Origin of the sequence: Halomonas sp. KG2 (assembly GCA_030440445.1) — a bacterium.
Lineage (GTDB): Bacteria > Pseudomonadota > Gammaproteobacteria > Pseudomonadales > Halomonadaceae > Vreelandella.
Window position 1 is genome coordinate 1,999,561 of sequence record CP098528.1, and the last position, 12,433, is coordinate 2,011,993.

Annotated in this window: 10 protein-coding genes; 3 read left to right on the forward strand and 7 right to left on the reverse strand. The window is 52.0% G+C overall.

All coding sequences use genetic code 11. The features are described from left to right. Positions 1–62: 62 nt before the first annotated feature. Complete coding sequence (acnB, locus tag NDQ72_09335) at positions 63–2,666, reverse strand: bifunctional aconitate hydratase 2/2-methylisocitrate dehydratase (GenBank protein WKD30124.1); 2,604 nt, start codon at positions 2,664–2,666, stop codon at positions 63–65. Between the two features lie 521 nt (positions 2,667–3,187). On the opposite strand from acnB, the gene NDQ72_09340 reads away from it, so the two are divergent. Together NDQ72_09340 and NDQ72_09345 are read left to right on the forward strand one after the other, a co-directional pair. Beyond that, a complete protein-coding gene (locus NDQ72_09340) occupies positions 3,188–3,844 on the forward strand; it encodes a tRNA-(ms[2]io[6]A)-hydroxylase (protein WKD30125.1) in 657 nt (218 codons plus the stop codon). A gap of 30 nt (positions 3,845–3,874) precedes the next feature. Continuing rightward, positions 3,875–7,780, forward strand: a complete 3,906-nt coding sequence (locus tag NDQ72_09345) for an AAA family ATPase (protein WKD30126.1) — start codon at positions 3,875–3,877, stop codon at positions 7,778–7,780. Positions 7,781–7,788: 8 nt separating this feature from the next. Here the strand turns inward: NDQ72_09345 and NDQ72_09350 are convergent, their stop codons facing one another. From NDQ72_09350 to queC, 4 genes are read right to left on the reverse strand one after another with little or no spacing between them, the layout of a single operon-like run. Beyond that, a complete protein-coding gene (locus NDQ72_09350; GenBank protein WKD30127.1) occupies positions 7,789–8,073 on the reverse strand; it encodes a YkgJ family cysteine cluster protein in 285 nt (94 codons plus the stop codon). After that, the gene (locus NDQ72_09355) at positions 8,070–8,909 is read right to left on the reverse strand and encodes a 6-carboxytetrahydropterin synthase (protein WKD30128.1); all 840 of its coding nucleotides are present in this window, start codon (positions 8,907–8,909) and stop codon (positions 8,070–8,072) included. The genes NDQ72_09350 and NDQ72_09355 overlap by 4 nt, the downstream gene beginning before the upstream one ends. After that, complete coding sequence (queE, locus tag NDQ72_09360; GenBank protein WKD30129.1) at positions 8,909–9,553, reverse strand: 7-carboxy-7-deazaguanine synthase; 645 nt, start codon at positions 9,551–9,553, stop codon at positions 8,909–8,911. Before queE ends, NDQ72_09355 begins: the two co-directional genes overlap by 1 nt. Further along, entirely contained in the window at positions 9,553–10,263 is a 711-nt protein-coding gene (queC, locus tag NDQ72_09365) for a 7-cyano-7-deazaguanine synthase QueC (protein ID WKD30130.1), read from the reverse strand. Before queC ends, queE begins: the two co-directional genes overlap by 1 nt. 203 nt (positions 10,264–10,466) lie before the next feature. Here queC and NDQ72_09370 point away from each other — a divergent pair, with 203 nt between their 5' ends. Next, complete coding sequence (locus tag NDQ72_09370) at positions 10,467–10,883, forward strand: SRPBCC family protein (protein ID WKD30131.1); 417 nt, start codon at positions 10,467–10,469, stop codon at positions 10,881–10,883. A 53-nt stretch (positions 10,884–10,936) separates the two neighbouring features. On the opposite strand, the gene NDQ72_09375 is transcribed toward NDQ72_09370, so the two are convergent. After that, on the reverse strand, positions 10,937–11,176 hold the full coding sequence (locus NDQ72_09375) for a DUF2789 domain-containing protein (GenBank protein WKD30132.1): 240 nt from the start codon (positions 11,174–11,176) through the stop codon (positions 10,937–10,939). Positions 11,177–11,264: 88 nt separating this feature from the next. Continuing rightward, positions 11,265–12,335, reverse strand: coding sequence for an asparaginase (locus tag NDQ72_09380; protein WKD30133.1), 1,071 nt, complete (start codon positions 12,333–12,335; stop codon positions 11,265–11,267). Positions 12,336–12,433 lie beyond the last annotated feature (98 nt).

Genomic DNA, 12,433 nt, shown 5'->3' on the forward strand with positions numbered 1-12,433 from the left:
CATGGTCATCCTTCTTGCGATGTTGCGAGCATCGGCGATAAGTTCTCGGTACTGCAAGAGCATCAAGCTTCTTGGGCAACCGGAATCACGTTCGAGGCGATTTTTTGATACTCCTCGATTTCGTGGAAGTTCATGTAACGATATATTTCTCCAGCGAGTGCGTCAAATTCACTCATGTAGCGCTGGTACTCTTCTACGGTTGGAAGGCGGCCTTCCACGGCAGCGACGGCTGCGAGTTCCGCTGAGGCGAGGTATACATTTGCACCATCACCTAAGCGGTTCGGGAAGTTACGTGTAGACGTAGACACAACAGTGCTTTTCGCTGCAACGCGTGCCTGGTTACCCATACACAGTGAACATCCCGGCATTTCCATGCGGGCGCCAGCACGGCCATAAATGCCGTAATAGCCTTCTTCGGTAAGCTGGTGCTGATCCATTTTGGTCGGCGGCGCCAGCCAAAGGCGCGTTTTCAGGCTACCCGCAGGCTGTTTTTCAAGTAGTTTACCGGCTGCACGGAAGTGACCAATGTTGGTCATGCACGAACCGATAAATACTTCATCAATCTTTTCGCCAGCAACATCTGATAGCAGACGAGCATCATCTGGATCATTAGGCGCACAAAGAACGGGTTCTTTAATTTCGCTCAAATCAATTTCGATGACTTCGGCGTAGTCAGCATCTTTGTCAGCACGCATCAGGCTTGGGTTCTCAAGCCATGCTTCCATACCTTCGATGCGGCGGCTGATCGTGCGTTCGTCACCGTAGCCATTCGCCATCATCCACTTCAGCAGTGTGATGTTGGATTTAAGGTACTCGGTGACGCTTTCTTCAGACAGGGTGATTGTACAGCCTGCTGCACTGCGCTCTGCTGAAGCGTCGGAAAGCTCGAAAGCTTGCTCGACGGTCAGGTCTTCAAGACCTTCAATTTCCAATACACGGCCAGAGAAAGCGTTCTTCTTACCGGATTTCTCAACGGTTAGCAGTCCCTGCTTGATGGCGTAGAGGGGAATAGCGTGAACCAGGTCGCGCAGTGTCACGCCCGGCTGGCGCTCACCTTTAAAGCGCACCAGTACGGATTCCGGCATGTCCAGCGGCATGACGCCAGTCGCTGCAGCAAACGCTACCAGACCAGAACCTGCTGGGAACGAAATACCCAGCGGGAAGCGGGTGTGAGAGTCACCGCCAGTACCCACCGTGTCGGGCAGCAGCATACGGTTCAGCCAGCTGTGGATGATGCCGTCGCCGGGGCGAAGAGAGACGCCACCACGGTTCATGATGAAGTCAGGCAGCGTGTGGTGTGTATCCACATCGACAGGCTTTGGATAGGCCGCAGTGTGACAGAATGACTGCATGACCAAGTCGGCCTGGAAGCCAAGACACGCTAAGTCTTTCAGCTCGTCACGGGTCATCGGCCCTGTTGTGTCCTGAGAGCCAACGGTGGTCATCTTGGGCTCGCAGTACATGCCGGGGCGTACGCCGTCCATGCCACACGCTTTACCGACCATTTTTTGAGCAAGGGTGAAGCCCTTACCAGTATCAACCGGCTGGTCTGGTAGGCGGAAAACATCAGAAGGCTCAAGGCCTAGCGATTCACGCGCTTTACCGGTTAACCCGCGACCGATAATCAGCGGAATGCGTCCACCTGCGCGCACTTCGTCAAGAATCAGCTGGGTTTTAAGTTCGAAGGTTGTCAGTACTTCGTCGGTACCGTGTTTGCACACTTTACCTTCGTATGGATAGACATCAATGATGTCACCCATTTCCAGTTTGGCAACATCCATTTCAACCGGCAGTGCACCAGAATCTTCCATAGTATTGAAGAAGATCGGAGCGATCTTGGCACCAAAACAGAAGCCGCCAGCGCGCTTGTTGGGCACGTAAGGAATGTCGTCGCCGAAGAACCAGAGTACAGAGTTAGTGGCGGACTTGCGTGAAGAGCCAGTACCAACGACGTCGCCCACATAGGCAACGGGGAAGCCTTTCGCTTTAACTTCTTCAATTTGTTTCAGCGGGCCAGTCGTGCCTTGCACTTCGGGTTCAATACCTTCGCGCTCGTTTTTGAGCATGGCATTGGCATGCAGCGGAATGTCTGGGCGCGACCATGCGTCAGGCGCAGGAGAGAGATCGTCAGTATTGGTTTCGCCAGGAACCTTAAAGACGGTTAAGGTGATTTTCTCTTCCAGTGCAGGCTTGGAGAGGAACCACTCTGCAGCAGCCCAAGACTGAATAACGTCTTTAGCAACCGCATTGCCATTTTTGGCGCGCTCTTCAACGTCATGGAACGCATCAAACATGAGAAGGGTATGCTTGAGCTGTTCGCCAGCTTCACGGGCAAGTTCTTCGTTGTCTAATAGTTCGACCATGGAGACGATGTTATAACCGCCTTGCATGGTGCCGAGAAGTTTGACGGCATGGATCTTATCGATCAGCGGAGAGGTGGCTTCACCTTTAGCAATCGCGGTTAAGAAACCTGCTTTTACATAAGCAGCTTCATCAACGCCTGGGGGGACTCGGTTGGTGATTAGGTCAAGAATAAATTCTTCTTCACCTGCCGGCGGATTTTTAAGTAGCTCAATTAAGGCAGCGACTTGTTCGGCGTTCAGGGGCTTGGGCGGTACGCCCTCTGCAGCGCGTTCCTCGACATGTTGGCGGTAAGCTTCAAGCACGTTGGGGCCCTCTCATCTTCTTAATGGTGACGAGCGCATACCCACACGGTATTGAGTATGTGCCCGGACACGTGACATACGCTTGACAAACAGCGTCTGGTGGATGAGGTGGATTCTACGGGAAACTGTCGACAATGTTAAGGCGGCAAGCTCCTGAGGACCTTGTACTTTATGTTGAGGAGATGGTGTAGGGTTTCTTAATAGCGCGTTTTTTTCTTAATTAATCCAGCGGGTGGAAGTTTTTTACCGAACAGGCGTAATTGAGGGTGAGGGCGCGTGTGATTATTGTGATGCCGCGTTACCATACTGTTTGATCATTTCGTCGTATTATTATCACTACGACAGCTGAATCGCGGATATTGTGGTGTGGAGCTTCAATATAAGCGTAATTTTATATTAGATATGTGCTATATAAAAAGTGCTGTTACGGCTCTTTCAACAGCGAGCGTAATGGCAGGGAACAAACGCCCAGGGCGTTTATATGTTGTACAATAGTGAGATAAGCGCTTGGTAATGGTGTTATGTCGATACAATTAAATAGGTTGCAACCTGTAGGTCATGCGCTTCAAGCGGATGATTTACTGCCAGAATGTCTCCATCAGTTTCTTGCTTGCTCAACGCCTGATGCTTGGCTGCAATGGGCGCTGGATAACCCAGAGATACTTCTTATTGACCATGCTCAGTGTGAGAAAAAAGCCGCTTCAACGGCAATGAGCTTGCTCTATCGTTACGTTGATCAGCCGTTACTATTAAGCAAGATGTCGCAACTAGCTCGAGAAGAACTGCTGCATTTCGAGCAGGTAGTTGGCTTAATGGAGAAGCGAGGCGTGGCGTATCGTCATCTTACTGCGTCACGCTATGCCGAAGGCTTGCGCAAGCATGTGCGTAGCAATGATCCTGACCGTTTAATTGATGTGTTAATTATTGGTGCGCTCATTGAAGCACGTAGCTGCGAGCGCTTTGCGCGCTTAATTCCTTATTTAGATGAAGAGCTTGCCAAGTTCTATCGCACGTTAGTGAAGTCTGAAGGCCGTCACTTTGAAGACTATTTGCTACTTGCAAGACAGCAAACATCGGCATCAATAGATGACAGAATCGCCTTTTTTGTGGCGCGTGAAGCGGAGTTGATTACTTCGCCAGATACGGCTTTTCGTTTTCATAGCGGTGTGCCTGCTTAAGCCACCGCTAGTCTAGGTAGGATATGTATCATGCGCGATGCTCGTGAGACAGACCAACTGACCCTGTTTGGCCATTTCTCTTTATCACAAGGAGAAGATGTGCTGACGCACTTCAGTTATGACAAGGTAAAAGCGCTGCTCGTTTATTTGTTGCTGCACCGACAGCCGGTCAACCGAGCTTCCCTCGCAGAGTTGCTTTGGCCAGACCAGGGGCTGTCATCGGGCAGAACCAACCTACGTCATGCGCTTCACTGTCTGCGTCAGTCGATGGGGGACAATGCCGAGCAAGTGTTGAACGTATCTCGCCAGACCATCGCTTTTCAGTTGCCCGCCCACTGGCGGGTTGACTTGCATGAATTACAGCAATTGTTGGAAGGCCCTCGAGATTTGGCGAACCTCGAAGAGGTGATGTCGTGTTATCAGGGGGATTTGATAGAAGAACTCCAGCTTGCCAACTGCAGCGAATTTCAACGCTGGTTAGTTCAGGTGCGCAATGAGTGGCGTCAGCGTGTTATTCGTTTCGCTGAACAGGTGCTAGATGCTCATGCCGATGTACCTGACAATCTATTGGAAGGTTTAGTCAGTCGCTTTTCTGGCTACGGTCCATTTCATGAACGTCTGGTACGTCAGTTGGCCGAGAAAAACCAGATGGCGGCTGCCCATGAGCAGTACAACAGCTATTTACAGTTGTTAGCGCTTTCTGGACAGCAGCCCGAACCGAGCTTTCTACAATTAGCTAATTATTGGTCAGATGGTCACCATGATCCGCGTGTATTGAGCCCGCAAGGCGCTTTTTCGCGCGTGTTGGCCGCGGATAGTAAGCCTCTTCGCGAAGATGAAATTGAGCTGCGCCAGTTATCTGTGATGGCTATCCGGCTTAAGTTACAAGGTGATTGGCAAGATCGCGCGGCTACCCGAAACTGTTTGGCGCTTCAATTAGAGCTACTGCGCTGGTTAGAACAGCAGTGTCATCACTTAGGTGGCTTCTGGTTGCCGGGCGCAACAGGTGGGCTTGGCTTGGCCTGCTTTGGTACCCATGGTCCGGCTCATCAGTTGGCAGAGCTGGTTGCGCTTTATGAGCACTGCCGTCTGGCGTTGCCTTTAGAGTCCCAACGTCACTGGGTCGGTGACGGTGATCCTCCAAAATTTGAGCTCGCCGCAGGTCTTAATAGCGGAAGAGTGGTTTATCTACCTGAACGTCAGCTAGCTGACCCGCTTGGCCAAGTGACCCAAGTATCACTGGAGTTAATGAGTGCCGCTGAGGGTAGCGAGTTGGTGATCTCCCAAGAAGCCAGTCAGCACATGCCGCCTGCACTTGATTTGCAACCGCGGTTGGTATCTCGCTTAGTGGCTAGCGATGGCCGCGTTCGCCTGAGAGCGTTAGTGCTGGGAGTGAATGAGGGCGGTAGAGATGCGCTACCTCCCAGTTTAGTGGGTCGAGAAACATCCCTACGCACGCTAAGAGATGCGTTGGCGAGGGCCGGCATTGGCTTGCGCCAGAGCGTACTAGTACGTGGTGCATCCGGGATGGGTAAATCTGCGCTAATGGTGGGCTTTCGCCAGTTAGAACTGAGTCGTGATGCTGCCATTTGTTGGCAGCCAACGACGCGGCTATCGGTGCTAGAGCCCTACGGTGTCGCACGTACTCTGCTCGCTTGGTATGTTGAAGCAACGCCAACCTGTGAAGCTGTTCGTCAACTGCAAGAAACGCTCTCCTTAGAGCCTTTGGAGGATGGTCGTCAGCAATTGCTTGAAGAAGCGCTCGGTGTGCGTGATGTTCAAGAAGTGGCCCAGTTAACTCAGAATGGTGAGGCTATTGAGCTAGTTGTAAAGCTGTTACACCGCTTAATCGATCATCTGGCCAGTTCACGGACATTGGTACTAATGATTGATGATCTGCAATGGCTTGATGAACCTTCATTCAAGGTGTTGGCAGGGCTACAAGCTCGGTTGCCGATCAATACTGCCTTTATGCTGGTCGCCAGTCACCATGGCCGAGAGTCACTGCCGGTCAAATTGCACTGGGATCAGCAAATTACCCTTGGAAGGCTGGATGCGCAGCAGTCGTCTCGCTTGCTTTCTCAGTTATCCCGCCGGTATCGCATTCATTTAAGCCCGCGGCTACGCAATCAAATCATTGAGCGTTGCGACGGGGTGCCACTGTATATGCAAGAGATTTGTCGGCGTTTAGATATGGATCGCCGCGAAGGTCGCAGTGTGCAGTTTGATGAGCTGCCCAAAGGGCTATTAGGACTGCTAGCTAGCCGAATTGACCAGTTGGAAGGTGATCGGGAAATTGCCCACATAGCGGCGGTATTAGGCAAGCGTTTCCGTCTTGATTTTCTGCAAGAGTGCAGTGGTTGGGAAAAGCCGCGACTGTGCCAAGCGATTGAGCACATGCGCCAACTGGAAATTATCGAGCCAGTGGATAAAGACGGGGGGGAGCTGGAGCATCAGTTTAGCCACCAACTGCTGCAAGAAGCCGCTTATCTTTCGTGCCCTAGGGATGTGCGGGTTAAGCTTCATCAACAGGTAGTCACGCTAATTGAAGAACGCTTCCCTGTATGGATTAGCCGCCACCCGGGTGATTTTGCAACCCACCTACGCCGCAGTGGCCACTACGCCAGGGGCGCTCGTTACTTTGAACTGGCCGCGCGGGAAGCCCTCAAGGTAAGCGCTAACCGTACGGCACTGCGCATGGCAGACTTCGGACTTGCTAGCCTGCGTCATGTCGATCATGAAGTTGAGCGCGAAGTGAGCCTACTGACCGTGCGTGGTCAAGCGGCCTTCGCCTTAGAGGGACATGGTTCGCCCACTGCGCATGAGAGCTTCGTGCGAGCGAGGGAGTTGCTTCGCCAGTCGGGTGGCGCCGCCACGGAAGATCCCGAAGATCTTGAGCAAATATTTTTGGTTAAGTGGGGCTTATGGGTTGGCCGAAGTCAGCGCTATGCCCACGCCGATGCATTTGCTCTTGCCTCAACGCTGGCAGACATTGCTGGGCGTTTAGAAGATCCGCGCTACCAAAGGCTGGCAGATTATGCGCGGGCGCATTGCGAATACTGGGCTGGTCGTATTCAGCAAGCGCATGACCACCTGGACGAAATTGACCCGCTCAATGCGCAAATGATGATTGAATGGCTGCCATTCTCTGATCATCCGCAAGTAACCGCTGCTTCTTTCCAAGGCTGGACGCTCTGCTTGCGGGGTGACTACCAGCGCGCAGAGCGGCATATCTCTTCCGCCATTCGGCTAGCTGAAAAAATTGGCCATCCAGGTACGCTTGCCATGGCGTTGATGTTTTCCGCCGCGCTTTATCGGCAGCTTGGCCATGTGCATCTAGCTGCACGACACGCTGAGCGTGCTGCTGCAATGACGGGTACGCCCGATTTGCAACTATGGCAAATTTCTGCTCAGGGGATTCTTGGCTGGCAGCGAGCGCTTGCGGGCGACCAAGGGGGCTTGGCGCAGGTGCGGGACAGTCTAGACCAGATGGCAGAGCTGAATGGACGTGATCGCTATCAGCGTCCGGTCCTATGGTACTCAGATGCGTGTATTGAGCTTGGAGAGTTAAAAGCGGCTGAAGATTATCTGGATCAGTGTCTGGTCATTGCTAAAGAACGCACAACGCTCTTTTTACCTGAGTTGGCAACGCAGTTAGCTAAAGTGCGCGATTTGCTCGGGCACCCTGCTAATGAAGTGAAGGCGCTGGCTGAAATGGCCATCAACCAGGCTCGGGAGCATGGAAACCGCCATCAGGAGCTTGCAGCGCTCGAACTTTGGTTGACGCGTATTGCACCAAACGACCTGCAGGCCAAAGAAGCATTTAGACGCTTATTGAGTGAAGTGAGCCATAGTGATGCGCCAGTGCTTGTTCGTTGGGTTAGCCTGCTTGATAGACGGTTGCCCCACGCGGTAAGTGTTGAAAACGAAACCTGAGTTGGCAACTAACGCGTTGTTGATTCCATCCAGTTAAGTGTGGCGAGCGCCTCTTCTCGGTGTTCGCCACACACATCAGCATCATAGTCGAACCGCTCACACACGGCAGGACGGCTAGGATCGCCAAATAACCTGCATAGATTGTCATCACTTAACTGTACGCATCGAACGCCCGCCGGTTTGCCATTTGGCATGCCGGGTATAGAAGAGGTAATCGACGGTGCAATACAGCAAGCACCGCAGCCTGCTCGACAGGCGGCGGTGTCTGTTGTTGCGAATACGTGACTACTCATGGCGACGCTTCTGCCGTCGCGCCTTTATCAATCCCCTCAAAGGCTTGAACCAGTGTTTTATGGCCGCTGTGCTCTGCAATACTCTTGGCAAGCCATAAAGCAATATTCTCGACGGTTGTCGGCTTGGGCAGTACACAGCAGCGTTGTTGAGGCAGCGTGATCGAAAATGTGCCTTGCGCAGACTGGTAACGGCAAGTCAGCTTGTCATCAATCTGGCTTTCAATATCGGCCTGTTCAAGCAGATATCGATTATCCAGCCATGCTGCCCAGCGCTGCTCAAGCGCTGGTTGACGTGCTTGATGCTGCCAGATAAACAGGCGCGAGCGGTGGCCATGGGCAATCCGCTGGCAGTTGCCGAGATGCCGTTTCAGTCCGTGAGTGTAGCCATAGGCAGCGCCGTCTATAGGCTCGTCGCTCAGCGTTAGGGTGACACTATGGACATTGGCTGGCCGTTGCTCTTGCTTTGTTAGCTGTGAGCTTAAATAGTGGGTGACACGTTCAACAGTGATGGTATCCCAGGGGAGCAAGGTAAACGCTTGGGATGGCCCGCGAACTTCCATTTCGTAAGGAGTCGCTGTTCTAATGCAGATACCTTCAGCGCAGTCAGTAACCTTAATGCCGGGCGCGTTGATAGGTACGAGCAGCGTATGGTCTAGGCCACTATCGAGTGTGCGTTTGATCCAAGGCTTAACTTCCCCGAAGTCAAAAAGCATACCATCTTCGCCTAGCTCCCCATCCAACTGAGCATCTACTTGCCAGCTACAGCCTACCAACCCTTTTGTAGGGCACCACAGTGAAACATCAATATGGCTGAGACGATTTACAAATAACGCCATTACTCAAATCCTGCAATTTTGTGCGTTTGAAGCGATAGACGCCACTGGGGATTAGCCATGCAATAGGCGGTGGTTGCCTGAACCGTTGCGTGATTCTTCTGCGCTATGCCGTGGTCCATCGGCTGCAAAAAAAAGTGGTTGAAGTCCAGGTTGGCGAATTGATCGGGTGGCGCCACAGATTGTGGGAAAACCAGCTTTAACTCATCACCACGGGTCACCACCAGTGGATTAGTGCCCTTAGGGCTAACACATAGCCAGTCAATTCCTGCTGGTGGCATGAGCGTTCCATTCGTTTCAACGGCCAGTTCAAATCCAGCGTTGTGCAGTAGTGCGATCAGCGGGGTATCAAGTTGGAGTAATGGCTCGCCACCAGTGAATACCACGTAGGGCGTTGCTCTTCCCGCATGAACTGGCCAAAGGGCTTTAATGTGATCAGCGAGTTCACGTGGTGTGTTAAAGCGCCCACCGTTAATGCCATCCGTACCGATAAAATCGGTGTCGCAAAAGGAGCATTTTGCGCTGGCGCGATCGATTTCACGCCCAGACCACAAATTGCAGCCGCTAAAGCGGCAAAATACGCTGGCACGGCCTGCCTGAGCACCTTCGCCCTGCAAAGTATAAAAAGCTTCTTTGACGTGATACATCAGTCGATAACCTGTGCAGGAGTCGATTCATACGCCAGTGGGTCTGCAACATCATTAGCTGCAAACGCCGCCAGACGTTCACGGCAGCTGCCACACTTGCCGCAAGCCAGCGCACGTCCTTCATAGCAGGTCCAGGTATCACGGTAGTTCAAGCCCATTGCTAAACCATCACGCAAGATATCGGCTTTGCTCGATGCTAGATAAGGTGCATGCAGCGTTACCGGTTCAAAATTAGCGATGCCAGCGACCTGATTCATTGCGTTAACAAATTCAGGGCGGCAGTCAGGGTAGAGAATATGATCACCGCCGTGGGCGCCGTAATCGACACGCCCCGCCCCGACATTAACCGCTTTAGCAATAGCTAACGAAAGCAGAATCATATTGCGATTAGGGACAACGGTGGTAGAGAGGTTATCAGCAGCGTAGTCACCTTCAGGCATTGATATATCTGGGTTGGTCAGCGCTGAGTTATCAATTAAACCGTGAATAGCACGTATATCAACGACTTGATGGGGAATATTGTGCTGCTTACAAACGGCTTTCGCTATGTCCAGTTCTTTGGCGTGGCGTTGGCCATAATCAAATGAGAGCGCATGAACCTCGAGCCCTTCTTTTATTGCGCGGTGAAGAACGGTATAGGAGTCCATGCCGCCGGAATAAATCACAACGGTAGATGACGCGTCTGCGCCAGAGGTAGGGGGTAACGACATAATAATTACTCATTGGCCGGAGAATTTATTGAGTGCTTTAGCGTCGCGCTAAATGAGATTCCGGGGTCCGGTCCGGAAGGACGGCAGTTTACGCAATGCGGGCTTGTCTGGCCAGTGGTAGCGGCAATTGGTACCATTTTCTGTTCGGTATGCGCATGGGTCAACATGCTAAGCTAATCCTTCTAGTCGTAAGGGATGAATCCATGGCCACCATAGAACATAGCGAAATTATTAATGCTCAGCCTGAAAGAGTATTTGAACTGCTGAGTCGAGTTGAAGATTTTGCTGATTATTCTGATCTCATTAGATCAATTGATACCTTAGGCGATAACCGTTATCGCTGGCATGTCCATGCGGTGGGTATGGATTGGTCATTTGATGTGGCAGTAACCGAGATCAAACCACCTTATGTGCTGGCATGGGAATCATTGGAAGGCGTTAAAAACCAAGGTCGTTATCAATTGCGTGAAGTGCCGGAGGGGACAGAGGTATCGCTTACGCTGAGTTATGAAATCCGTAATCGATTGATGGAAAAAGCGGTGAACCGTGCTGCAAAGCCATTAGTGGGAAAAGTGAGTAGGCAAATTCTTGAGCGCGTTGAAGCTCGCCTCAACAGTTAATGGCTACATTGGCGCCGTTAGTGAGCGGCGCGCAAAGAGGTGTTCAACAGCAATCAAGCTCGTTTATGCATCGAGGCATCAAGGTGGTCGACAACTTCGGCCCAGTCGGCATCATCTTCTACGGCCTCACGAAGAAAATCAGCTTGACCTTCGTTCCAGCAGGGAGCCTCTGCGAGCGGCATTTCTTTGGGAAGGGGGGAGTGGCGTTGAATAAAGTGCTCGATGGACTCTGCATCCGAGCGTAGCCCGAGTTGTTCAAATAGCTCGCTAAAATAGTGTACAGGCTGTTCCATACGCTGCTTTCCTTTTGGTTGTTAGCGTATGTTTAAACATAGCGTGTATAAGTGACTACGCCAGTGCGAATTGATCGACGTGCGGTGTTTAGCGCTCGCCGACAAGTGGCGTTAAAAATCGCTGGCGTCGAATGTCCATGGAAAGGGGTTGAGCCAATAGGTGAACAAGTTTGGTGAAAGCGGCTTCCGGCGTCATGTTATCTCCAGACAGTAAGCCCGCTTCAGCTAGGCCATGGCCCGCTGCGTACTCGCCCATATGAATGCTGCCCTGGGGGCACTGGCTAATCGCGGCCAGCAGTTTTCCTTCGCCACTGGCGTTAGCAATGACATCAATAATTGCAGGGTCGTTGGGTATATTACCTGCTCCCCAAAGCTGCAGTAGAGCCCCCTTAACGCGTGAATCACCAAGCAGGGCTTCCAGTTGCCAAGGTGATATGCCGGGCCACAATGCTAGTCTGATAACGGCGCCATCGGAGACGGCTTGATAGTCTGAAAGCTCAAAGCGGGGCGCGCCGCGTTGCTGAAACCCTAAACCTCTACTTGGGTAATAAATGAAGTCTTCGCCAACGCGTTCACCGATACAGGGATAGCTTGGTGAGATAAATGCATCTAAGGATTCCGTGTGCTGTTTAATCGCTCGTGAGCCCCTCAGAAGGCGATTTGAAAAGTAGATCGCCACCTCTTGTAACTCAACGTTTGCAGCAAACCTTAATGCTCCGTAAAGGTTGCCGATCGCATCGCTATCAATCATTTCAAGAGGATGCATAGAGCCTGTTAACACAACCGGGCGGTCAATCCCCTGTAGTTGGTAGGCAAGACTCGACGCGGTCCAGCTTAGGGTATCCGTGCCATGGATAACGACAAATCCACGGTAGTTGGCTAAGTGGGCAGCAATATCATTGGCAATCTGTTGCCAAGTCAGCGGTGTCGCTGCACTTGAGTCGATCAATGATGCATAACTAAGCACGTCATAAGCGGGAAGGGCATGTTGGTGCAGTATCGGAAGCTGGCTTAGTGCGTCTGCCATGCGATCTTGAAAATTCCCCCCTGGGGCTAGTCCCTTTACATTTGGCTGCATGCCAATGGTGCCGCCAGTATAGATGACCAGTACACGTTCTTGAGTGGGGGCGGCGTTTGCCAGGGGGGAAGTGATGCTCATAGCCGTTTCCTGAATTGGGCGAATCTAAAGGGGTGTTTCTCAATCGTAGCATCTAAGTAAGTGTGTCTAAGTGCTTGTGTCTAATAAGTGTCCGTGGC